The 22243-nt window shown below is 56.0% G+C and carries 22 protein-coding genes and 1 pseudogene; 19 read left to right on the forward strand and 4 right to left on the reverse strand.

Annotated elements, in window-relative coordinates:
* Positions 1 to 139: 139 nt before the first annotated feature.
* Positions 140 to 700, reverse strand: a complete 561-nt coding sequence (locus IDH45_RS08265; RefSeq protein WP_190926424.1) for a hypothetical protein — start codon at positions 698 to 700, stop codon at positions 140 to 142.
* Between the two features lie 81 nt (positions 701 to 781).
* On the reverse strand, positions 782 to 1414 hold the full coding sequence (locus IDH45_RS08270; RefSeq protein WP_190926426.1) for a DUF1054 domain-containing protein: 633 nt from the start codon (positions 1412 to 1414) through the stop codon (positions 782 to 784).
* Positions 1415 to 1594: 180 nt separating this feature from the next.
* Here IDH45_RS08270 and IDH45_RS08275 point away from each other — a divergent pair, with 180 nt between their 5' ends.
* Positions 1595 to 2500 (forward strand): stalk domain-containing protein, encoded by a 906-nt coding sequence (locus IDH45_RS08275; RefSeq protein WP_190926428.1) that lies wholly within the window; start codon positions 1595 to 1597, stop codon positions 2498 to 2500.
* A 28-nt stretch (positions 2501 to 2528) separates the two neighbouring features.
* Here the strand turns inward: IDH45_RS08275 and IDH45_RS08280 are convergent.
* A pseudogene (locus IDH45_RS08280) lies at positions 2529 to 3124 on the reverse strand (response regulator transcription factor).
* 64 nt (positions 3125 to 3188) lie between these two features.
* On the opposite strand from IDH45_RS08280, the gene IDH45_RS34930 reads away from it, so the two are divergent.
* The 8 genes from IDH45_RS34930 to gndA all read left to right on the forward strand — a co-directional run bounded on the left by IDH45_RS34930 (position 3189) and on the right by gndA (position 11745).
* Positions 3189 to 3875, forward strand: a complete 687-nt coding sequence (locus IDH45_RS34930) for a hypothetical protein (RefSeq protein ID WP_190926429.1) — start codon at positions 3189 to 3191, stop codon at positions 3873 to 3875.
* Positions 3872 to 4363, forward strand: a complete 492-nt coding sequence (locus IDH45_RS08290) for an ABC transporter permease (protein ID WP_190926431.1) — start codon at positions 3872 to 3874, stop codon at positions 4361 to 4363. Before IDH45_RS34930 ends, IDH45_RS08290 begins: the two co-directional genes overlap by 4 nt.
* Before the next feature lie 349 nt (positions 4364 to 4712).
* The gene (locus tag IDH45_RS08295) at positions 4713 to 5309 is read left to right on the forward strand and encodes a hypothetical protein (protein WP_190926433.1); all 597 of its coding nucleotides are present in this window, start codon (positions 4713 to 4715) and stop codon (positions 5307 to 5309) included.
* A gap of 206 nt (positions 5310 to 5515) precedes the next feature.
* Positions 5516 to 6517, forward strand: a complete 1002-nt coding sequence (locus tag IDH45_RS08300) for a LacI family DNA-binding transcriptional regulator (RefSeq protein WP_190926435.1) — start codon at positions 5516 to 5518, stop codon at positions 6515 to 6517.
* Positions 6518 to 6548: 31 nt separating this feature from the next.
* Positions 6549 to 7820 carry a lactate racemase domain-containing protein gene (locus IDH45_RS08305; RefSeq protein ID WP_190926437.1) on the forward strand — a complete coding sequence of 424 codons (1272 nt, stop codon included), beginning with the start codon at positions 6549 to 6551 and terminating at the stop codon, positions 7818 to 7820.
* Positions 7817 to 9388, forward strand: coding sequence for a gluconokinase (gene gntK / locus IDH45_RS08310; RefSeq protein WP_190926439.1), 1572 nt, complete (start codon positions 7817 to 7819; stop codon positions 9386 to 9388). The genes IDH45_RS08305 and gntK overlap by 4 nt, the downstream gene beginning before the upstream one ends.
* Before the next feature lie 100 nt (positions 9389 to 9488).
* Positions 9489 to 10256: an SDR family oxidoreductase gene (locus IDH45_RS08315; RefSeq protein ID WP_190926441.1), complete on the forward strand. Its 768-nt coding sequence runs from the start codon at positions 9489 to 9491 to the stop codon at positions 10254 to 10256.
* A gap of 76 nt (positions 10257 to 10332) precedes the next feature.
* Positions 10333 to 11745 (forward strand): NADP-dependent phosphogluconate dehydrogenase, encoded by a 1413-nt coding sequence (gene gndA, locus IDH45_RS08320; RefSeq protein ID WP_190926443.1) that lies wholly within the window; start codon positions 10333 to 10335, stop codon positions 11743 to 11745.
* On the opposite strand, the gene IDH45_RS08325 is transcribed toward gndA, so the two are convergent.
* Positions 11742 to 12071 (reverse strand): hypothetical protein, encoded by a 330-nt coding sequence (locus IDH45_RS08325; protein ID WP_190926444.1) that lies wholly within the window; start codon positions 12069 to 12071, stop codon positions 11742 to 11744. The two genes, gndA and IDH45_RS08325, sit on opposite strands and share 4 nt — an antisense overlap.
* Positions 12072 to 12248: 177 nt before the next feature.
* Here IDH45_RS08325 and IDH45_RS08330 point away from each other — a divergent pair, with 177 nt between their 5' ends.
* From IDH45_RS08330 to ptsP, 10 genes are all read left to right on the forward strand, one after another.
* Positions 12249 to 13166: an RNA polymerase sigma-70 factor gene (locus IDH45_RS08330; protein ID WP_190926446.1), complete on the forward strand. Its 918-nt coding sequence runs from the start codon at positions 12249 to 12251 to the stop codon at positions 13164 to 13166.
* A gap of 128 nt (positions 13167 to 13294) precedes the next feature.
* Positions 13295 to 13813: a shikimate kinase gene (locus IDH45_RS08335; protein ID WP_190926448.1), complete on the forward strand. Its 519-nt coding sequence runs from the start codon at positions 13295 to 13297 to the stop codon at positions 13811 to 13813.
* Positions 13814 to 13886: 73 nt separating this feature from the next.
* The gene (locus IDH45_RS08340) at positions 13887 to 14282 is read left to right on the forward strand and encodes a fluoride efflux transporter FluC (protein ID WP_190926450.1); all 396 of its coding nucleotides are present in this window, start codon (positions 13887 to 13889) and stop codon (positions 14280 to 14282) included.
* Positions 14282 to 14644: a fluoride efflux transporter CrcB gene (crcB, locus tag IDH45_RS08345; RefSeq protein WP_190926452.1), complete on the forward strand. Its 363-nt coding sequence runs from the start codon at positions 14282 to 14284 to the stop codon at positions 14642 to 14644. The genes IDH45_RS08340 and crcB overlap by 1 nt, the downstream gene beginning before the upstream one ends.
* Before the next feature lie 33 nt (positions 14645 to 14677).
* Complete coding sequence (gene aroA / locus IDH45_RS08350) at positions 14678 to 15970, forward strand: 3-phosphoshikimate 1-carboxyvinyltransferase (RefSeq protein ID WP_190926454.1); 1293 nt, start codon at positions 14678 to 14680, stop codon at positions 15968 to 15970.
* 74 nt (positions 15971 to 16044) lie between these two features.
* Positions 16045 to 16860, forward strand: a complete 816-nt coding sequence (locus IDH45_RS08355) for a C39 family peptidase (protein ID WP_190926456.1) — start codon at positions 16045 to 16047, stop codon at positions 16858 to 16860.
* A 28-nt stretch (positions 16861 to 16888) separates the two neighbouring features.
* A complete protein-coding gene (locus IDH45_RS08360) occupies positions 16889 to 17317 on the forward strand; it encodes a CoA-binding protein (protein WP_190926458.1) in 429 nt (142 codons plus the stop codon).
* Between the two features lie 131 nt (positions 17318 to 17448).
* The gene (locus IDH45_RS08365) at positions 17449 to 18264 is read left to right on the forward strand and encodes a hypothetical protein (RefSeq protein WP_317891172.1); all 816 of its coding nucleotides are present in this window, start codon (positions 17449 to 17451) and stop codon (positions 18262 to 18264) included.
* 126 nt (positions 18265 to 18390) lie between these two features.
* Positions 18391 to 20304 carry a glucose PTS transporter subunit IIA gene (locus IDH45_RS08370; protein ID WP_190926460.1) on the forward strand — a complete coding sequence of 638 codons (1914 nt, stop codon included), beginning with the start codon at positions 18391 to 18393 and terminating at the stop codon, positions 20302 to 20304.
* The gene (ptsP, locus tag IDH45_RS08375; RefSeq protein WP_190926462.1) at positions 20297 to 22027 is read left to right on the forward strand and encodes a phosphoenolpyruvate--protein phosphotransferase; all 1731 of its coding nucleotides are present in this window, start codon (positions 20297 to 20299) and stop codon (positions 22025 to 22027) included. Before IDH45_RS08370 ends, ptsP begins: the two co-directional genes overlap by 8 nt.
* Positions 22028 to 22243: the final 216 nt, after the last annotated feature.

A 22243-nucleotide genomic window follows, 5' to 3' on the forward strand; every position in this document is an offset into this window, starting at 1 on the left:
CGGCCTGTACGCCACTAACACCATTTCGCGGGCAGTTCCTCGGTATGGTAGCCGGGGGAGGGGAGCTGCCGAAGAAGCTCCGAACAAACGTCCAAACCGGCCCAGGGCCGGTTTGGACGTTTGTTCGGTATGGCAGCGATTAGTAGATCATGGATTCATGACTTGGAATGCCGGAATGGGACTGTATCTCTTTCCCTTTTTTGTGGTGGCGTTCCTTGTCCTTTTTCCATTCCTTCCAGTCTTTTTTGTTGACCATCGCTTTCAGGTGCTCCGGCAGCTTTTGTTTGATGCGGTCCGCTTTGTCCTGCGGCCATTTGCCGGATTGGACGGCTTCGTCGATTTTCTGGTTCCGGATGGCGATCATCCGGTTGATCAGATCCTCTTCGCCGATGCCTTTCGCCTTGGCGATATCCGCTATGCTTTTGCCGGCTTCAAGCTGCTTTTTCAGCTCTTTTTTGTCCACGCCGATGACGGCGGCGGCATCTTCGAACAAGAAGAAGCCTTTGCGCCGCTTTTTCTCATCCTGGGCGGCGGAGGGCGAGTGAAGCTCGGTATCGGGAGCCGCTTCGTTCAAGACGGCGATCTCGGGCGACGGTGCCGCGGAAGCGGGGGTGCCTCCGGGAACGACCAGCAGAGCAGCCGACAAGCCAAGGGCGATGAGGCCCAGCGGGATTTTTTTGACAGTCGGAATAACGTTCATGGTACTTCATCACCTTTCTTCTCCAAAGTTCGGGTCGGTTTTAGTTTGTTCCAAACTTTGGAGAATGATACGGGATGAATGTCAGAACGCGATCCGGTACAGCGGCATGACGCGGTCGAACGTATCTTTGATGATGTCGGTCAGCAGAGCCGGATCGGTCAATACCGGATCTTTGCGGTCGATGCGGATGCCGCACAGCGCTTCGGTTTTTTTGACCCGCTGCAGCTTGTCGATCATCCGCTCAAAGTCTTGTTTGCTCATATCCTTATGTACGGAGGACTCAGGCTGCATATGATCGGTTGACCAGCGGAAATGTCCGGGGATCGATTTGCGGATGGCGGGCAGTTTCTTCTCCAGATTGCGGGCGAAAATTTCTTTGTTGCCGCTTTCGTAAATAACGGCGAACTGCACGAATACATGTGTCGACCACAGTCCGACCTGAAAATGCGGATGGGCTTTGTACCCTTTTTTGTTATTCGCCCACGCCACCCATGTGTCGTCCGGAGGATTGATCGTCCGTCTGGCATGTCTGGCCACATGGGGGTACATCGGCTCGCCGCACAGCGCGGACAAGTAAGGAGCGAGCTCCTCGCCAAGCTTCGTCAGCTTCGGCCGGACGCGTGAGATTAAAGCTTCCATACGCGGCTCCAGCCCGGGAATTCCAAATACTTCAAAATCGGCAACGTCAAACGCGGGAACATCGAGGACAGTCATAAGTACCTCCTGAATAAATAACTTATCGATCGTCGAACGGCTCCTCTTAACAGTACAACAACCGGCCGATTGTTCGCAAACGGTCAACTCCTTCTATGCGGGGGAACGAGCCTGAGCTATAATAGAAACTGGATAAAGAAGGAACTGATACGAGAACAGTTCGGGACAGGAGTGAGATTGATGAACCATATTCGTTTCAAACGGATAGCCGGATTAACATTGGCGATGGGGCTTATGTTTACGGCTGGCGTCTACGCTAAGGACACGCTGCAGAAGGTCGAGGCTTATCTGCGTCCGGATTTCAAAGTGGAGATCGACGGCAACAAAGTCGGCGGCATGACTCCGCTCATCTATGACGGCAGCAGCTACTTGCCTTTCAAAGCGATCGGAGAGCTGCTGGGCGCCCAGGTAAGCTGGGACGAGAGTACGACGACGATCAAATTGAAGCGGCCGGCCGCGCCCCAGACAGGTTCCGGTACGAATACGGGAAGCGGTACAGGAACCGGCACAGGAACCGGGACGGGGACAGGTACAGGTACGGAAACCCCGATCGTTACGCCGGTGGTCGAAGTACCCGAAGAGATTACGCTGGACACGCTGATCCGCTACAATTTCGAGTACGAAAAAGTCAACTACCCGGCCTTGATCAATTTGTATAAAGGGACGGAGTATATCCGCTGGAAAGATATCAAGAATATTCCGATCAACGTCGGCAATCCGGAGCTGACGAAGGAGAAGCATACCGGGGAGCTTTACGTTCATATGGATTTGATCAAGCCGTACTGGAAAGATAAAGTGAAAGGCGGCCTGAGCAAATACGCGATTGTCGAAGGCGGTTATGCGATCGCGGAGGACAAGCTGAAGGCGCTGGACGAATATTTCGGCCGGTTCGAGAAAGGGTTTACGATCAAACCGCTGGAAGGAGACAACGAATATACCGTTCTCGCCCAAGGCAGCAACAAATCGTACTACCAGTACAATATCCGCTTTTCTCCCAAATACAACGGAGGCTGGCTCGTATCGAGCTTCGGCTGGAAATCGTACCCGACCGAAAATCTCGATCCCGCGCTGTGGCCCCCGCGCTGACCGAAAAAGCCGCCCGGCGAGGGCGGCTTTACCGCTCCAAATAAAAAATCGCGATCTGGGTACGGTCGCGCAGCTCCAGCTTGCTCAAAATGTCCGTAATATAATTTTTGACCGTTCCTTCGCTCAGGTGCAGCTGCCGGGCGATTTCTTTGTTGCTCAGCCCGTCGGCAATCTTCTCCACGATCTGCTGCTCGGAGACGGTCAGTCCGTATTCCACCAACGATTTTTTGGCATTCGGCGTTTTGTCGGAAGGCTTCAGGAAGACGGTTTTGATGCCGTCGATGATCCGGTCCGGGGCGACGTTTTTGAGCAAGTAGCCGCCGGCTCCGTTGCGGAGCGCCTCGATAATATACTCGTCGTCGTCGAACGTCGTCAAAATGATCACGGCGATGCCGGGATCATAAGCTTTGATTCGCCTCGTGCCTTCGACGCCGTCGCAGACCGGCATGCAAATATCCATTAGCACTACGTTTATACCGCCGTGCTTTTGTACGAATTGCAGCGCTTCCTCCCCGTTCGTGCATACCCCTTCCACCGTATTTCCGGGTCCAGCTCTAAAATCATTTTCAAGCTTTCTCGAATAAACGGATCGTCGTCGACGATCAGCAGGCGAATGTCGCTCATCGGTTGTGTTAGAGACTGTCATCGCCACCTTCTGCCGCCCGTAGCAGATCGCGATGCGAAAACAATGATGTGCGGCCTGCTCGCGCCCGATCAGGGCGAGATCCGGATCGGAGGGGAGTCGGTCCGGCGCAGTCCGCTCGAGATCAAGAGGCGGATCGGTGTCGTTCCTCAGGAGTTGGCGATCTATGAAGATTTGAGCGCCCGGGAAAATGTAACATTTTTCGCCAAGCTGTACGGATTGAAGGGGAAGGTGCTGGAGGAGCGGGTCGAGGAGGCGTATGTGATCTCCGCCCTGGCCGATTCCGGGGAATATAGGCTAGTACCCGCGCCGTCTGCCGAGGCTGCCAGGCAATCCGTATCGGAAAATAAGGCGGCTGCCGCGATTTTGATCCCGGGTACGTTCGGAGTTCGGCTGCTGCAGGGAGCGGGAGCCGAAGTCGAGATGATTCAGATGCGGGTCGACGAGCAGACGTTCGGGCTGAAGCTGGCTGTCGAGCAGACGATCCGCGGCATGAACCAGGCGGTTGCATTTGCGATGGAAGCGGGATCGGCCGGCCCGGACCTGCTGCAGACAGTCGAGCGTATCTGGATTCAGCAGCAAACCAAGCAGGTCGGCGTAACGAAGACCGATCTCGGTCTGGAAGTGAATCCGGCAGTGGATATGGCTACGGGGATTTTGCTCGTATTTATGCTTAGTCTGGTGACCAGCTCGTGGCGTCGATCGTGGAAGATAAGAGAAACCGGACGATGACCCGGATGTACACCGCTCCGGTTCGTGCTTGGGAGATTGCAGCCGGCAACTTTATCGGCAGCTTCGCGATCGGTACGATCCAGACGGTGATCGTGCTTGTGTTTTCCCGGTACGCCCTCGGGTTCGATTACGGGGTCGGATTCTGGCTTCATTTCCTGGTGATCGAGTTTTTCCTGCTCGCCGCTATGGGACTCGGCTGTACGATCTCCGGCCTGGTCCGGAATCCGAATCATCTTGGCGCGATTAATTCGCTGATCATCACGCCGACGTGCATGCTGGGCGGTTGCTTCTGGCCGGTCGAGCTGACTCCGGAGTTTATGCAGAAGCTGTCCAATATCGTGCCGCAGCGGTGGGCGATCGATGCGCTGCGTCAGCTGGCGGCCGGAGAGTCTCTGGCAGGGGTTTCTTTGCAGCTTGGCATTCTTGTGCTGTTTGCGGTTATTTTGCTCGGATTCGGCTCCGTCGTGCTGCGGCCAAACGAGAGCTGATCCCGGGAACCCTCCTCCTTGCGGTACTCAGGGGAGGGGTTTTTTTGTATTTTGAACCGTCTGCCCTGTCCGGCGGCAAGTGCAAGCGCTCCGAATTTTTTACCCGTCTGCTTTAAAAATAATCAATAATCCAAGTTGCTAAATCATATGATCCATAATAAGATAAAAGTAAGCGGCAAAGTTGTCTGAACATTCTGTCAAAAAGTGCAGCGATTGATCAACGGGGTGCAAGCCTAAAGCAGACTTTCAGCGCGACAACGATTCAATCCACAGCCCGTACGTCCGGTTCGGACGCCGAAAGACGGTTTATAGTAATGACAAGGGTGTTCATTGTGTAGGAGGGATTGCCGTGAACAAAAGTTATGAAGTAGAGTACTGCAACCTGGAGTTGCGTTTTGACCGCCGGCAAATCCGCAACTTTATCAAGTCGCTCATTCAGGAAGGCTACTCCTTGTACTGGAACGAAAACGATCAGCAGTTCGTCATCTCGATCCGTACGGGCCGCAAGCTGATCAAGCTGAAATTCCAGCGGATCGGGGACCGCTACAAAATCGTCGGCGATTATTCGTTCAAGGACGAGAAGCTGTCCGAGCTGATGGAGAAGATGATCGGAGACACACGAGGCCACGCTATCGTCAAACGGTTCCGGGAGCGGCAAATTGTAATCGAGAACATCATGTTCGGGGAAATTATCCGCATGGTGGAAATATCGGGAGTCGAGCACAAAATTCTGTTCCAGAAAGAGCCTGTCGTTACGCTGGACGAAATGGTTCAGGCGTTTAAATCGAAACGGGCGGAAGAACGGGTGGCGGTGCTGCGACTGGAGCTCGATTACGAGCTGGCGATCCTTCACGAAGCGCTGCAAGACAACGATGAAGAAAAAGCCGCCGAAAGTAAAGAACGTCTGAAGGAGATGCGCAGCGAAATGCTGCAGCTGGAGATGTAAATGAACAGTAGAGCAATGACGTAACGACCGTCTCAGCCGTGCCAGAGCACCGGGGAGATGGTCGTTTTCGCTGTCCGGCTTCTTGCGTGCGAATGCAGGGGAACGAGGGGGCCCGATTGATCGTTAGACCGGAAAAGCGGCTGCGGATTCGCTCTTGTTAACGTGTGCATTGATGTGCTAAAATCAAGGCGACAAGAGGTGGTAGGATGTCCGTAACGATCAAAGATATTGCGCGTATGGCCGGCGTGTCGCACACGACCGTGTCGCGGGCGCTGAACGACAGCCCGCTCATTCACGAGGAAACGAAGCGGAGAATCAGGGCACTGGCGGAGCGGCTCGACTACTCGCCGAATTACAGCGCCAAAAGTCTGGTGCTCGCCCGTTCTTACCACATCGGCTTGTTTTTTTCCACGTTGTCGAAAGGAACGTCGTCCAACTTCTTTCACGAGACGGTTAAGGGCGTTCATGGCGCGGTTCAATCGAAGTATCATCTGATTGTGAACTCGATCGACGATTACGACGGCAACTTTGCCGGGGTCACCCGCAAGACGTTCGACGGGGTCATCGTCATGAGCCAGAGCGACCGGGACGAAGCGTTCATATCGTATGTGGCCGAGAAGAACATTCCGCTTGTCGTTCTGAACCGGAATGCCGAGCCTGTATCCGCCGTCAACGTTCTGGCCGACGACCGGGCCGGCGTGTTCCGCGTCGTGGAGCATATGATCTTGCAAGGCCACCGAAGTATTGCGGTTATTGAAGGCAAGGTCACGTTTAAATCTTCGCATGCCCGTAAGGAAGGTTATTTGCAAGCGCTTCGGCAATACGATCTGGAACCCGATCCCCGTTACGACGTTGTAGGCGGTTATACGCTTGAGGGGGGCTACCGGGCGATGCAGGAGCTGCTTACGCGCACGCCTTTGCCTACGGCGGTATTTTGCTCCAGCGACGAGATGGCGGTAGGGGCGATGAAGGCGATCGCCGAGCACGGACTTTCGGTGCCGGGCGATATTTCCGTCGCCGGATTCGACGACGATGTGTTTTCCGCGTTTTTATCCCCCGCGCTTACGACCGTGAAGCGTCCGGTCGAGACGATCAGCCGGATCGGAGCGGAGAAGCTGCTGCGGGTTATCGAGAAGGGGTATCCGTCGAAGGAGACGCTGTATGTCGAGACGGAACTGCTCGTGCGTGAATCGGTCAGGGGGATTTGACAGATAGTAGGATGAGAGGGAGGCAGCAGGGATGAGCATTTTACGGACATTGCTGGACGATATTCCGATACCCCAGATGGTACGGATTCGTCAGAAGTTTGATGCAACCAAAGTCGACGATATTGAAGGGGCTCTGCGCGAAGAATTGAAGAAGCCGGGAGCGATCGAGACGATCAAGCCCGGACAGCGGGTCGCCGTTGCCGTAGGCAGCCGGGGCGTGGCGCATATCGCCGAATTTACGCGGATTACGATCGATGCGATCAAGGAAGCCGGCGGCTTGCCGTTCATCGTGCCCTGCATGGGCAGTCACGGCGGCGCCACTGCCCAAGGCCAGATCGAGGTGCTGCATCATCTCGGCGTTACCGAGGAATCGGCCGGCGCTCCCATCTTATCCTCGATGGAAGTGGTCAAGATCGACGAGCTGCCGAACGGCCTGCCGGTGTATATCGATAAATACGCCTACGAAGCCGACGCGATCGTCGTCATTAACCGGGTGAAGCCGCATACCGCCTTCCGCGGACGGATCGAAAGCGGGATTATGAAGATGATCGCCATCGGTCTCGGCAAGCAGAAAGGCGCCGAGGCGTGTCATCAGCTCGGGTTTAAATATATGGCGGAGAACGTTCCGGCGATGGCGAAGATTATGCTCGACAAGCTGCCGATCTTGTTCGGCGTAGCGCTTGTGGAGAATGCTTACGACGAAACTTGCCGCGTCGAGGTGCTTCCGGCCGCGGATATCGAACACCGCGAGGAGCAGCTGCTCGAGGAAGCGAAATCGCGTCTTCCGAAAATCTTGTTCGACCAGATCGATGTGCTCGTGATCGACTATATCGGCAAAAACATTAGCGGCGACGGGATGGACCCGAACATTACGGGCCGGTACCCGACCCCTTACGCCCACGGCGGGCCTGACGTATCGAAGATGGTCGTGCTTGACCTGACGCCGGAGACCAAGGGCAACGCCAACGGGGTCGGAACGGCGGACTTTACGACCCAGCGGCTAGTGGACAAAACGGATTGGCCGGCCACCTACGCCAACGGGTTAACCTCGACGGTATGTGCGCCGACGAAGCAGGCGACGACGTTCGAAAGCGATTTGTACGCGATCAAAGCGGCCGTCAAAACGTGCAATATTCTCGACTACACGACATGCAAGATGGTCCGGATTCGCGATACGCTCCATCTCGGGGAGATTGAAATATCCGTCAACCTGCTCGAGGAAGCGAGAAAACATCCGGATATCGAAATATTGACGGAGCCTTACGATTTGCAGTTCGACGATGAGGGGTATTTGCCGAAATGACTGTTAACCGCAGCTCCAAACGATACGTGGTAGCCGCCGATATCGGCACGACGAGCACCAAAACGCTCGTCATCGACCGGGACGGCCGGGTGATTGCCGGCCATTCGATCGAATATCCGCTGTATACACCGACGCCGGACCGGGCGGAGCAAGATCCGCTTGAGATTTTCGCAGCGGTTGTCCGCGGCATCCGCGAGGTGATCGCCAAGGCTGGCATACCCGGCTCGGACGTCCTGTGCGTCTCGTTCAGCTCGGCTATGCACAGCCTGATCGCGGTCGACCGCGAGCTTCAACCGCTTACGCGCTGTATTACGTGGGCGGATAACCGCAGCGCCGATCTCGTAGCGCCGCTCAAAAACGAAATGAACGGCATGGGCATCTACCGGAATACGGGGACGCCGATTCATCCGATGTCGCCTTTGCTGAAGCTGATGTGGATGAACCGTTACGAGCCGGAGCTGGTCAACCGGACTTATAAGTTTATCGGGATCAAAGAATTCGTCTTTGCCAAGCTGTTCGGCAAATTCGTGATTGACTATTCGCTGGCCAGCTGCACCGGATTGTTCAATCTGCGCCAGCTCGAATGGGATGAGGAGGCGCTGCGTGTCGCCGGCGTGACGCGGGACCAGCTGTCCGAGCCGGTATCGACGACGCATATCGAGACGGGCTTGTCTTCGGCCTGCGCGGCGGAGATGGGACTTCCCGCCGATACGCCTTTCGTGGTCGGCGCGTCCGACGGCGTTCTCGCCAATCTCGGCGTAGGCGCCTTCGAGCCGGGCGTATACGCGGTCACGATCGGGACAAGCGGGGCCGTACGCGGCACGGTTAACGAGCCGCTCACCGATCCGCAGGGCCGTCTGTTCTGTTACGCGCTGAAGGAAGACTTCTGGGTCGTAGGCGGCGCGATTAATAACGGCGGCATCATGTTCCGCTGGGTGCGCGACCAGCTCGCTACGCTTGAAGCGGAAGAAGGCCGCCGCCGGGGGATGGACCCGTACGATTATTTGACTTCGATCGCCGAACAGGTCGCTCCGGGGTCGGACGGGCTTATTTTCCTGCCGCTGCTCGCCGGGGAGCGGGCTCCTTATTGGAACGCCAACGCGCGCGGCGTCTTTTTCGGACTGTCGCTCTTCCATGAGAAGAAGCATATGATCCGATCCGTGCTGGAAGGAGTCGTCTACCGGATTCATTCGGTCGCCATGGCGCTCGAGGAAGTCGGGGGACCGACCCAAGAAATTCGCGCTTCCGGCGGTTTCGCCCGTTCCGCTTTCTGGAGACAGATGATGGCGGACGTCCTCGATACGCCGGTGACGGTTCCCGACTCGATCGAAAGCTCCGGTCTCGGGGCCGCCCAGCTCGGACTGCTCGCGCTCGGGGAAATTCGCGATTTCTCGTCAATTCACGGCTGGGTGCGCTCCAGCATCCGCCACGAGCCGAATGCGGTCAACCATGCGGTTTACCGCGAGCTGACGTCGCTCTATGCCGACGTTTACCAGCAACTGAAAGGGTCGTTCGACGCGATCACCGCTTTTCAGAAAAAGCATGTGGGCGGCGACTTGCGCTCCTAAGTACGAGTTCAAAAAATTTGATTTTCAGCACCGATCAAAAGTGGGCTTTTTGAACATCCTCTATAAATCAATTGGATCTACATATCGGGAGGGAAACGGGATGAATTTATTCGATTTAACGGGGAAAACAGCAGTCATTATCGGCGGAAACAGCACGCTTGGCGGTTCTATGGCGATTGCGCTCGGAGGTCACGGAGCGGATGTGGCGATCGTCGGCCGGAATTTGGAGAAATGCGAGCAGGTGGTAGCGCAGGTTCAAGAAACCGGTGCCAAAGCGAAAAGCTTCAGCGCCGATACGACCGATGCGGAGCAGCTTCGCGGCGTACTGGCCGAAGTGCTGGCATGGACGGGCCGGGTGGACGTGCTTATGAACTGTCCGGGCAAAAACAGCGCCACTCCGTTTTTTGAGATTACCGAAGAAGAATGGGACTCCATCATGGACGTTAACCTGAAAGGCGTTATGCTGGCGTGCCAAGTATTCGGCAAACATATGGTGGAGAGCGGCGAAGGCGGCAGCATCATCAACATCTCGTCCGTCTCCTCGGAGCCTCCGCTGTCCCGCGTATTCACCTATTCGGCGTCCAAAGCGGCCGTCAACAACCTGACCAAAAACTTGGCGCGCGAATTCGCTCCGAGCCGCGTCCGCGTAAACGCCATCATTCCGGGCTTCTTCCCGGCCGAGCAAAACCGCAAAATTTTGTCGCCGGAACGGATCGCCTCGATCATGACCCATACGCCGATGAACCGGTTCGGCGAAGCGCACGAATTGCAAGGCGCCGCCGTATATTTGGCCTCCGAAAAAGCGTCCGGATTCGTTACGGGATCGCTGCTGCGGGTCGACGGCGGATTTGGGGCTATGACAATTTGATGAAAATGGGATAGAATAATGAAGTGCCGCATCGAAAGCGGGCTTCATACATACTCTCGGATAAGGGTGATTAACGATGTCAAAACAACAAATCGGAGTCGTCGGTTTGGCCGTAATGGGCAAAAACTTGGCGCTTAATATCGAAAGCCGCGGCTTTACGGTATCTGTCTATAATCGTTCCCGTGAGAAGACGGACGATCTGATCAGCAACGAAGCGAAAGGCAAAAATCTAGTTCCGACCTATTCCGTGGAAGAGTTCGTCCAATCGCTGGAGCGCCCCCGCAAAATTTTGCTGATGGTGATGGCGGGAAAACCGACGGACGATACGATCTCCCAGCTGGTTCCGCTGCTTGAGGAAGGCGATATTTTGATCGACGGCGGCAATGCTTACTTCCCGGACACGCAGCGCCGCAACAAAGATCTCGAAGCTCAAGGCATCCGGTTTATCGGTACAGGGGTATCGGGCGGCGAAGAAGGCGCACTGAAGGGACCTGCCATTATGCCGGGCGGCCAGGAAAGTGCATACCGGCTCGTGGAGCCGATTCTGACCGCGATTTCCGCCAAAGTGAACGGCGATCCTTGCTGCACGTATATCGGACCGGACGGAGCCGGCCATTACGTCAAGATGGTTCACAACGGCATCGAGTACGGCGACATGCAGCTGATCTGCGAAGCGTACCAGCTGCTTCGGGACGTGCTTGGACTGAGCACGCAGGAGCTTCACGAAATTTTCTCGGAATGGAACAAAGGCGAGCTGGACAGCTACCTGATCGAGATTACCGCCGATATTTTCACCAAGACTGACCCGGATACGGGCAAACCGATGGTCGACGTTATATTGGACAAAGCCGGACAAAAAGGGACGGGCAAATGGACAAGCCAAAGCGCCCTCGACCTTGGCGTTCCGCTCTCGATCATTACCGAATCGGTATTCGCACGGATGCTGTCGGCGATTAAAGACGAGCGCGTACAAGCAAGCAAGCTGCTCAAAGGACCTCAGCAACTGCCGGCTGCTCCCGAGAAGGGCGCCTTCATCGAAGCGGTTCGCAAAGCGTTGTACGCCAGCAAAATTTGCTCGTACGCGCAAGGTTTCGCTCAAATGCGCGCAGCCTCCGACGAGTACGGCTGGGATTTGAACTATGGCAATATCGCGATGATATTCCGCGGCGGCTGCATTATCCGTGCCCGCTTCCTGCAAAACATCAAAGAAGCGTATGATGCCGAGCCGGGCCTCAAAAACCTGCTTCTCGACCCGTATTTCAAAGATGTCGTGGAGTCTTACCAGGATGCGTGGAGACAAGTCGTTTCCGTTGCCGTATCGCGGGGAATTCCGGCGCCTTGCTTCGCGTCCGCGCTGGCTTATTACGACAGCTACCGTTCCGAGCGGCTTCCGGCCAACTTGCTGCAGGCGCAGCGGGATTACTTTGGAGCGCACACGTACCAAAGAGTGGACAAGGAAGGTTCGTTCCACTTCCAGTGGATGAATTAATCGGAATTTGAAGCTTTGCCGGGTGCCGGTTCCGGCGTCTGCCACAGCCCGTAGGTCGCTTCCATCAGCGAAGCCCGCAGCCGTTCGGCTTCATTGACGCAGCTCGGTCTTCGCTGGAGAAGCATCGTGGCGGCATCGGCATAGTTTTGAAAGTTTTTCAGCAAGCGTGGCTGGGGGAGATCCAATAACCGGGGATCTTGCTCGGCCACCTTTTTTTTCACATATTCGAGCACCCAGATGACATCATCCTTGCATAACGAATGGCTTGGACTTAAGATTTGCTCCAGCCGGTTGCCGGGCGGCCTAGGAAACGCAGCCGATTGCATCGGTACCGTTCAGCTCCTTTGAAATGAAAAAAAGTGTATTAATAATCATTACTATTCTCCTTGGGAATTATTCACAAATCTTTTGCGTTGCGGTGCGGTTTTCTAAAGAAAGAGCAGTTTTCCGTGTCACATCCGGCCGCTTTCGCTCGTCTTGTATAGATGGGAAAAACTCGGTGAATGGTGATCCATGAAAGGGAGCTGGCGATTTTGCGGATTGAAACGGAACAATGGTACACCTCCTACAAGCCTTTATTGTTCTCGCTGGCGTATCGGATGCTGGGCAGCGCTGCGGATGCCGAAGATATCGTCCAGGATACGTTTCTGGCGGTGGCGCGGCTCGATGTGTCGCAGGTGACGAATATCAAATCGTATTTATGCAAAATGGCGACGAACCGGTGCCTGGACCGGATAAAATCGGCGGCGGCCAAAAGGGAGACGTACGTCGGCCCGTGGCTGCCGGAGCCGATCGATACGAGCAGCCGGCCGGAAGATCCTTACGATATGTATATGCTGAAGGAATCGATATCGACCGCGTACCTGCTTATGCTCGAGCAGTTGTCCGCGACGGAACGTGCCGTCTTTTTGCTCCGCGAAGTGTACCGGTACGAGTATGAGGAAATAGCCGATATCGTCGGCAAATCGGCCGCGAATTGCCGGCAAATTTTCCGGCGTGCAAAAAACAAGCTCGGCGAAACCCCCGATATCGAAGCGAGGAGCGATCCGAGCGACCGGCAGGAGCTGGTCGCAAGTTTCGTCGAAGCGATGAGCACGGGCAACGTGGCCCGGATGCTGGAGCTGCTCGCGCCTGATGCAGTATTGCTCAGCGACGGCGGAGGCAAGGTGCGCGCTGCGGTCAATCCGCTCCTCGGTCCTGACCGGATCTGGCGTTTTTTCGAAGGGCTGCGTCAAAAATACGCCGTCGAATTCCGCGGCGAATGGCGGATGGTCAATGGCGCGCCGGGGTTCGTTCAGCACCGGCAGCATGCCGTATGGATCGTCACTTTCCACATACGGGAGGGCCGGATCGAATCGATCTATATCGTAGCGAACCCGGATAAAACCGCCCGGTTTATCGGAAACGCTATAAAACAGTGAAGCGGCGTTCCAAGCCGGGGGGCCGTTTTGCCTGTAAGGGTGCGGGGAACGGAAGGGCCGGGAGTCTTCCCTTTCCGGGGTTTACCCGTTATGATAGGATAGGAAATGACAAGAAGGGGGAGCGGGATATGAACGCCCGGAACATAGTGCTGGTTGGGTTTATGGGGACGGGCAAATCGACCGTGGCGTCCTTGATCGCGGAACGGCTCGGCTGGAGCAAGGTCGATCTGGATACGTCGATCGAAACGGCGGAGCGCGCCACCATCCCGCAATTATTTGCCGGTCAGGGAGAGCCGTATTTTCGCCAGGCGGAAACCAATGCGCTGATCCGGGAACTGGAAGGCCGCGAGGGACAAGTCGTGGCGACCGGCGGAGGCGCCGTATTAGCCGAACAGAACCGCGCCATTATGCTCGGCAACGGGCTTGTGGTCGCGCTTACCGCCAGTGTGGAGACGATCCTGGAACGCGTGCAGAACGACCCGAACCGTCCTTTATTGAAAGGGAACGCTGCGGCCTCGGTGCCGGAGCTTCTGGAAAAGCGCAAGACGGCTTACGATTTCGCTCATCTACGTATTGATACGACCGGGAGAACGCCGGAAAGCATCGCGGACGAAATCGTCGGAAAGGTCCGGAAGGTGCTCGTGTAGTCGCGGTTTAAGGTCCGGGAAGCGTCCTTTTTCCAGGCAGGGAAGATACGATCAAGGGAGACGGTGTTATGATATGACGGTTCTGTTCATCGGACTTGCCGGAGTGCTTGGCGCACTGGCGCGTTACGGGGTCAGTCTGGCTGTCGATCCGTATACCGATCCGGCTCTGTTCCCGCTGGCAACGCTGCTGTGCAACTTCTCAGGCAGCTTCGCGCTGGGCTGGCTGTCCGGCGGAGGCGCGCTGCGGCTGGGCTGGTCCGAACGGAAACGTATCGCGGTGACGACCGGCTTCGTCGGCTCGTATACGACGTTTTCCACATTCGGAGCAGAGACGGTTCACTTTCTGGACAGCGGACACGGGTGGATGGCGGCGGTTTATGTCATGACCAGCCTATGGGGCGGGCTGCTGCTCGCCTGGGCGGGCGGCCGTCTTGCGGAAGCAAGGAAGAGCGGAGGCGAAGCGGTGTAATGTGGGGTAACGTTGCTCTGGTTGCGGCTGGCGGATTTTGCGGGGCCATAGCCCGCTATTACATATCCAAAAAGATGGCGGAACGATTCCAAAGCAGCGTCCCGTATGGTACACTGACAGTAAACTTGACCGGCTGTTTTCTGCTTGGACTGCTCATCGGCGGAGACTGGGGCAACCCCGTGCTGCTGCTTGCCGGAACCGGATTTATGGGGGCGCTGACCACCTTTTCCACGCTGCAGCTGGAACTTGTGGGACTAGCCAGGAAGTCGCGCTACCGCGCGCTTATCGGATACATAACGGCAAGTTACGTACTCGGAATTGGATTATCGTATATCGGCTATTGCGTCGGTCGAGCGATCTGACGCCCACATCGCAGAGGGAGAGATGACAGTAAGATGAAAGCCATAGTAAAACCTACCCCGGTATTGAACGGGGAAATCAACGCCCTTTCCTCCAAAAACTATACGACCCGGTATATGCTCGTAGCGGCTTTGGCGGAAGGGACAAGCACGATCCGTTATCCGGCGCACAGCGAGGACAGCGATGCGATGCGCCGTTGTATCCGCGATCTCGGAGCGGAGCTGATCGAAGAGGGCGATACGATGACGATCCGCGGCTTCGGCCGCCATCCGAAGCAGGTTTCCGAGCTGAATGTCGGCAATGCGGGTGCGGTACTGCGATTCCTCATGTCGGTCGCGGCGTTTTGCCCGGAGCTTACGTTCGTGAATACCTATCCCGATTCGCTTGGCAAACGTCCGCACGACGATCTGATCACCGCTTTGGAGCAGATGAACGTTCGTGTCGAGCACAGCAACGGCAAGCTGCCGATTACGATCCGCGGAGGCCAGCCGAAGGGCGGACGGATTCAAGTATCGGGCAACGTCAGCTCGCAATTTTTGAGCTCTCTGCTGTTCATGACGCCGCTGCTTGACGAGGACAGCGAAATTGAGGTGCTTCACGATCTGAAATCGAAAGTCGTCGTCGGCCAGACGCTTGAGGTGATCCGGCAAGCCGGCATCCGGATCGAGGCGAGCGACGATCTGATGCATTATCGCATACCCGGAAGGCAACGCTATGAAGCGAAGGAATACGTCGTGCAGGGCGATTATCCCGGTTCGGCGGCGATTCTTGCGGCTGCTGCGGTTACGCAGTCCGATGTCCGCGTACTTCGTCTCGAAGAAGAGAGCAAGCAGGGAGAGCGCGCGGTGGTCGATGTGCTGCGGGCGATGAACGTACCGCTTACGCATGAGAATGGCGTAGTTCACATTAAAGGCGACGGCAGCTTGCAGGCGGTGGAATTCGACGGGGACCATTTTACCGATGCGGTGCTTGCGATGGTAGCGACAGCCGTATTTGCGAAAGGAACGTCGCGTTTCTATAATGTGGAAAATTTGCGTTACAAAGAATGCGACCGCATTACCGATTACTTGAACGAGCTTCGCAAAGCCGGAGCGGACGTTGAGGAGCGCCAAAGCGAGATCATCGTCCACGGCAAGCCGGAAGGCGTGGAAGGCGGAGTCGAGATCGACGCCCATTACGACCATCGGGTCATTATGGCGCTTACCGTCGTCGGACTTCGTTCCAAAGGCGGCTTGACGATTAAGGAAGCTCACCATGTAGCCAAATCGTATCCGCATTACTTCGAGCATCTGAAATCGATCGGCGCCGACGTCCAATTGATCGACTGAGTCGGGCCCGCTACGGCCGGCTCGCTGTTCCAATTAACGAATCACCTACAACGAAGCGAATGAGATGGTAGCGAATGATGATCATCATGAATATGGTCAAAGTTTTGTTCACGACATTTCTCATCGTGGGGCTGCTGTTTTCAAGCGGTGTTTTCAGCGTGCTACTTTATGCGAAAATGACCGGAAAAGATTTTTTCACGGAAGCGCAGCCGATCGCGGCGGTATTGGCGGAGGGCGCCGCCCCGGCCCCTCCTGTCAGCGAAGCGAAGCCCGACCCGGTAAAGCCGAAGCCCGCTTCCGCCATGCTGGACGCTCCGCTCGTCAGGCAGCTCCCCGAGCTGCCCGCCGGCTGCGAGATCGTCAGCCTCACGATGCTGCTCAACTACTATGGCGTCGACAAAGATAAGATGGAGCTGTACCGCGAGATGATTAAAGATCCGACTCCGATTCGCTGGGAGAAAGGAGCTATCGCTTTTTGGGGCAACCCGAACACCGGGTATGTCGGCGATGCTACCGGCAAATCGCGCGGGTTCGGGATTTATCACGGAGCGCTGCTTCCCACCTTGAAGGAGTACGTGCCGACAGCGATCGATATGACCGGAATGGAGTTCGATGCCATCGAGCGTCAGATCGCGGAAGGGCTGCCGGTCGTCCTATGGACGACGATCAATTTTCAAGAAACCCAGAGATGGGTGGAATGGGATACGCCGATCGGACCGATCAAGACGACGTTTATGGAGCATGCCGTCCTGCTCGTCGGTTATGACGAAGAGAACGTATACGTCAACGATCCTTACAGTGGCAAAAAGTCGTTGAAGCTGAACAAAGAACAGTTTTTGGGAACATGGAATGCATTAGGCAAGCAAGCATTGTCTTATACGAACGAATAGTCTCAAGCTGAATTGGAGGGAATTAGAGATGGCATTTGAAAATCCTTCGCGCGACCGGATCAAGGAATTGCTGCAGCAGACGAAAACGATCGCCGTCGTCGGATTGTCGGACAAGCCTGACCGTACTTCGTATATGGTGTCTCAGGCGATGCAGGCGAAAGGCTACCGGATCATTCCGGTTAATCCGAACGCCGATACTGTGCTTGGCGAGAAAAGTTATGCTTCGCTGACCGATATTGAGGAACCGGTCGATATCGTGAATGTGTTCCGCCGCAGCGAAGATACGGTTTCCGTAGCGAAGGATGCGCTTGCGATGAAGATTAAGCCTGCGGTATTCTGGCTTCAGCTCGGCATCGCGAACGACGAGGCTGCGGCTCTTGCCGCCGGAGCGGGCATCGAAGTGATTATGGACCGCTGCATCAAAGTCGAGGATTCGATACTGCTTCCTAAGAAGTAAACGACTTCCATCAATAAAAAAACGCAAACCGAAGAAACTAGTAAAGGCTTCAGCGAAAGGATGCCGCCCAGTTCCATACGCGACATTCGTTTGTCTGAAGACTTTCTATTTTCCGAGGAGGATTCCCGTCCGTGTATAAACAACAATCGAGCTCGTTGTATGGTTCGTCCGCAGGCAGCATGGGTAACCAGTCGTCTACGTCCCAGTACCGCGGAAGCCAGAACCAGAAGCCGTTCCAGCCGATCGGAATGGTTCAATCCCAGTATGGGCAGCGTGCATCCCAGTACGGTAGCGGCCAGACTCCATCGGCGGCAGCCGGAGGCATGCAATCTTCCGCAGGCGGCTTCCAGAGTACGAGCTCGTTCCATACGGCGAACTACCGCGGCAACCAGCCGGGCCACGACAGCTATTTGCGCTCGGATTCCCGCACCCCGTCGCAGAGCGGAGCGATCGGGATCGGGTCCGGTTATGGCAGCGGAACGATGAGCCAATCGAACCAAGCGTTCGGGATGGGACAAAGCGGCTCGGGACAAGCGGCAGGTGCAGCTTTCCAAAGTACGAGCTCGTTCCACACGGCCGGCTATCGCGGCAACCAGCCGGGGCATGACAGCTACCTGCGTTCGGATTCGCAGCATCCGAGCCAGGCACAGACCGGCTATGCATCCTTCGGAATGGCTCAAAGCCAATTCCAGCCGCAGCAAAGCAGCTACCAGCAGCACCAAAACCAGTATCAGCCGCAAAATCAATTCCATTTCCAAAATCAAATGCAGAACCAGCAGCAGAACCAAATGCAGAACCAAAATCAATCGTTCGCTTCCACGCAGTCGTTCCATACGGCCGGTTACCGGGGCAATCAGCCGGGACATGACGCCTACCTGCGTTCGGACTCGAATCAGCCGGCCTCTTCGTATTCGAGCATTGGCGGCACGAGCTCTTTCCGATTTTAATTCGAGATGAAGTCAAGCGGACCGGGAGGTCCGCTTCTTTAGTTTGTCCCATGGAAATACGGCGGTCGATTGCTTTTGACAAAACGGGGTCGAAGCTTTACGATGGTACAGAAGGGGGGACAGGGCTTGAACTGGATGGGCAATTTGCAGCAATTCGGGCGTTCGCTCATGATTCCGATGATAGCGCTGCCTGCGGCGGCGATTTTGCTGTTCCTCGGCAATTTGCCTTGGGAATGGATCGGAATCGAAAGATTCGGAGAATTGCTCAGCTTCACCGGAAATTCGATCTTTGCGTATTTGCCTTTCCTCTTCTCCATCGGAGTAGCGCTTGGGCTTACGCAAAATGCCGGTATTGCGGGAATCGCCGCATTGCTAGGCTATTTTATTTTTTTCGCGTTAACCAAATATTATATGGGGACGTTTTTTGAGCTGGGGGTTGCCGGCGGGGTGATGATCGGCTTGCTAGCCGCCTTGTCGTATCACCGGTTCAAATCGATTAAGCTGCCCGAATACATACAGTTTTTTGGCGGTCCCAGATTTGTTCCGCTTTTTATGAGCTTCGCTTCGATCGTATTCTCCGCTGTCGTCATTCAGCTGGGGCCGACCGTCAAGCTGATTCTGGACCGCCTGGGCGAATGGATATTGACGCACGGGGCGGCTGGGACGTTCGTCTACGGAGTCGCATACCGGCTGCTCGTACCGTCGGGGCTTCACCATATTTTGAATAACGTTGTCTGGTTCCAGATCGGACCGTATATGCGGGACGACGGTCATGTCGTGTACGGGGATTTGCCCCGTTTTTTTGCCGGAGATCCGGAAGCGGGCATTTTTATGGCAGGGCTGTACCCGATTATGATGTTCGCGCTTCCTGCGGTTGCGTTCGCCATCATTCACGAAGCCCGGGAAGACTTGAAGCCCAAAGTGAAGGCGACGTTTTTGACGGCCGCGCTCACTTCGTTTTTGACCGGCGTGACGGAGCCGATCGAGTTCGCTTTTTTATTTGTGGCGCCGTATTTGTTCGTCGTGCACGCCTTGCTGTCCGGAGCGGCGATGTGGCTGGCGTACGAGCTGGATATTCATCACGGCTTCTCGTTCTCCGCCGGAGCGATCGATTTCGTCATCAATGAGCATCTGGCTACGAACGGGCTGTTGTTGATCCCGATCGGGCTGCTGTTCGCCGGCATTTATTACTTTCTGTTCCGCTGGGCGATCCGGAAGTTCCAGCTCCCTACACCCGGGAGGGAGGAAGGTTCCTCCCTCGAGGAATGGGCCGGGGATGTGCGCTACAGGGCGCCGCTTATCCTGCAGGCGCTCGGCGGCAAAAATAACGTCAACGAGATCGAAGCGTGCATTACCCGTCTGCGTCTGACGCTCGGCAACGACAAGCTGCTGGATATTAACGCTTTGAAGCATCTGGGGGCGGCCGGAGTGATCCATCTCGGGGGAGGCAACGTGCAGGTCGTATTCGGCACATTCTCCGAGCTGATCCGCGAAGAGATCGTGAAGGTGCTGCATAAGGAGATCCGGCAAGTGCATTTCCATGCGCCGGTTCAGGGCAATATGATTCCGATCGAGGAAGTGCCGGACGCGATATTCGCCCAGAAGCTTGTAGGCAACGGGGTGGCGTTTTACCCGGAACGCGGGGAGCTGCTTTCGCCCGTTACGGGCAAGGTGGTGCACATTTACCCGACGATGCATGCCATCGGGTTGAGGACCGAGGAGGGGCTCGAGGTGCTGCTTCATATCGGTATCGATACGTCCCACTTGCAGGGCAAGTTATTCCAGGCGGTAGTGAAAGAAGGGGACGACGTGACGGTCGGTCAATTGCTGATCCGGTTTGATTTGCAAAAAATTAAAAAACATGCCAAATCGCTTGCTACGCCCATGGTCATCACGAATCCGAACATCGTAAAATCGTGGGCGTTCGCCCCGTTCAAACACGTCAAAAAAGGTCAGGCGTCGGTTATGTCTGTCGTGATGAAGGACGCCGGCGATCCGCAAGACGCCAAGCTTTCTGGAGGTGACGCATCGAATGGTTAAAGGCAGCGGGGGGGCCGTCGGCATCGCCATCGGCAAGGCATTTGTCCTGCCGGATTGGGAATGGGAGCTGACGGAGCAGCCGATCGACGTCAACGACATGGCTTTCGAGTTCGAAAGACTGTACGAGGGCGTCCGAATTTCGAAGTCGGAGCTTCAGCAGATTAAGACCGACATCGCAGAAGTGCTTGGAGTCGAGGAATCGAATATTTTTGACGCTCACCTGGCGATTCTGGAAGATCCGGTGTTCATGAATGAAGTTGCAGGGATTATCCAGCGTCAGTACAAGGCGGCGGAAGTGGCGGTAAAGGAAGTCGTAGACAAGTTCGTCAACATGTTCGACCTGCTCGACGACGAATATATGAAGGAGCGGGCGCTCGATATTAAAGATGTGGGAACGAGGTTGCTCAAGCATCTGCTCGGTTCGTTCGAGGAAACGAAACCGCCGGTCGATCAGCCGTTTATTATCGTAGCCCGCGAGCTGACGCCCTCCCAACTGGCGCATCTGGACCCGAACCAGTTGCTCGGCATCGTAACCGCTTCGGGCGGCAAGACGTCGCATACGGCCATTATGGCGCGCGCTATGGGCATCCCGTTCATATTCAACGTCGAAGGCGGAGCCCAGACCGGCGACTTGCTTATTCTCGACGGGGAGACCGGAGAAGTTCACGTCAACCCGGAACAGTCGGTAGTCGAAGCGTATACGCAGCGCCGCCTCCAGCTCGATCAGGAGCGGGAACGGCTGCGTGCCGTCGTTAACGTCCCTTCCGAGACGCGGGACGGCAGAGAGGTGAACCTGTACGCGAACATTACGTCGCTGGCCGAGCTGGAGCAGGCATTAAAGCACGGGGTGAAGGGCGTAGGTTTGTTCCGGACCGAGATGTTGTATATGGACCGGCATACGTGGCCCAAAGAGGATGAGCAGTTCGAGGTGTATAAGGCGGCCGCACAGAAGCTGGACGGCCAACCGCTCGTGATCCGGACTCTCGATATCGGCGGCGACAAGCTGCTGGACTACATATCGCTGCCCGAAGAAGACAATCCGGTGCTCGGCTACCGGGGCATCCGCATCTCCATCGACCGGAGGGACTTATTCAAGACCCAACTGAAGGCGATTTTGCGGGCGAGTTCGTTCGGCAATGTGAAAATATTGTTCCCGATGATTTGCTCAATCGAGGAAGTGCGCCGCGCGCGCGAGGTGCTGGACCTTGCCATGCAGGAGCTGCAGAGGGCCGGGCAGCCTTATAACACGAACATCGAGATCGGCATTATGATCGAGGTGCCTGCGGCGGTCGCGATCGCCGATCTGCTCGCCCAGGAAGTACAATTTTTCAGCATCGGCACGAACGATCTCGTTCAATACGTCCTTGCGGTCGACCGGATGAACGAACGAATTTCGCATTTGTATGAGCCTTACCACCCGGCTGTGCTGCGGATGCTCAGGGCGACGGTCGAAGCGGCCCGGCGCAACGGCATCTCGGTCAGCGTATGCGGCGAATTGGCCGGGGACGCCGATGCGCTGCCGATGTGGCTAGGTCTGGGCGTGCACGATCTGAGCATGTCCTCCCACTCGGTGCTGGATGTGAAGCGGAGATTGATCGACAGTTCGGAGAAGGAAGGCGCGGAGCTGCTGGACAAATTGCTCGCCTGCCGGACCTGTACGGAGATGAAGTCGCTTATTCACGAGACGAAGGCGGAGGACGGCGAACCGCCAACTGCGGTATAGAGAGCCGCAGTCCGTCCGCGGCAGTCCGGCACAGTTAACGTGATGCAGACCGTGTCAGAAATCAGAACACCTCCCTGGTGCCCGGGGAGGTGTTTTGTGCTTATGGGCATGAACGCTGTAAACAAATTGATGCAAGTTATTTACAAGTTATTTACCTCTTTATCCATTCGTGCTAGTATGAAGATGAGGTCGCCGTCCTACCTGTGAAAACTGCCG

This window comes from Paenibacillus oceani, assembly GCF_014705615.1.
Taxonomy (GTDB): Bacteria; Bacillota; Bacilli; order Paenibacillales; family NBRC-103111; genus Paenibacillus_AB; species Paenibacillus_AB oceani.

Excerpts from the sequence above, each read along its gene's own strand:
- IDH45_RS08265 (WP_190926424.1), bottom strand. The coding sequence starts at position 700 with ATGAACGTTATTCCGACTGTCAAAAAAATCCCGCTGGGCCTCATCGCC.
- IDH45_RS08270 (WP_190926426.1), bottom strand. The coding sequence starts at position 1,414 with ATGACTGTCCTCGATGTTCCCGCGTTTGACGTTGCCGATTTTGAAGTA.
- IDH45_RS08275 (WP_190926428.1), top strand. The coding sequence starts at position 1,595 with ATGAACCATATTCGTTTCAAACGGATAGCCGGATTAACATTGGCGATG.
- IDH45_RS34930 (WP_190926429.1), top strand. The coding sequence starts at position 3,189 with ATGATGTGCGGCCTGCTCGCGCCCGATCAGGGCGAGATCCGGATCGGA.
- IDH45_RS08290 (WP_190926431.1), top strand. The coding sequence starts at position 3,872 with ATGACCCGGATGTACACCGCTCCGGTTCGTGCTTGGGAGATTGCAGCC.
- IDH45_RS08300 (WP_190926435.1), top strand. The coding sequence starts at position 5,516 with ATGTCCGTAACGATCAAAGATATTGCGCGTATGGCCGGCGTGTCGCAC.
- IDH45_RS08305 (WP_190926437.1), top strand. The coding sequence starts at position 6,549 with ATGAGCATTTTACGGACATTGCTGGACGATATTCCGATACCCCAGATG.
- gntK (WP_190926439.1), top strand. The coding sequence starts at position 7,817 with ATGACTGTTAACCGCAGCTCCAAACGATACGTGGTAGCCGCCGATATC.
- IDH45_RS08315 (WP_190926441.1), top strand. The coding sequence starts at position 9,489 with ATGAATTTATTCGATTTAACGGGGAAAACAGCAGTCATTATCGGCGGA.
- gndA (WP_190926443.1), top strand. The coding sequence starts at position 10,333 with ATGTCAAAACAACAAATCGGAGTCGTCGGTTTGGCCGTAATGGGCAAA.
- IDH45_RS08325 (WP_190926444.1), bottom strand. The coding sequence starts at position 12,071 with ATGCAATCGGCTGCGTTTCCTAGGCCGCCCGGCAACCGGCTGGAGCAA.
- IDH45_RS08330 (WP_190926446.1), top strand. The coding sequence starts at position 12,249 with ATGGTGATCCATGAAAGGGAGCTGGCGATTTTGCGGATTGAAACGGAA.
- IDH45_RS08335 (WP_190926448.1), top strand. The coding sequence starts at position 13,295 with ATGAACGCCCGGAACATAGTGCTGGTTGGGTTTATGGGGACGGGCAAA.
- IDH45_RS08340 (WP_190926450.1), top strand. The coding sequence starts at position 13,887 with ATGACGGTTCTGTTCATCGGACTTGCCGGAGTGCTTGGCGCACTGGCG.
- crcB (WP_190926452.1), top strand. The coding sequence starts at position 14,282 with ATGTGGGGTAACGTTGCTCTGGTTGCGGCTGGCGGATTTTGCGGGGCC.
- aroA (WP_190926454.1), top strand. The coding sequence starts at position 14,678 with ATGAAAGCCATAGTAAAACCTACCCCGGTATTGAACGGGGAAATCAAC.
- IDH45_RS08355 (WP_190926456.1), top strand. The coding sequence starts at position 16,045 with ATGATGATCATCATGAATATGGTCAAAGTTTTGTTCACGACATTTCTC.
- IDH45_RS08360 (WP_190926458.1), top strand. The coding sequence starts at position 16,889 with ATGGCATTTGAAAATCCTTCGCGCGACCGGATCAAGGAATTGCTGCAG.
- ptsP (WP_190926462.1), top strand. The coding sequence starts at position 20,297 with ATGGTTAAAGGCAGCGGGGGGGCCGTCGGCATCGCCATCGGCAAGGCA.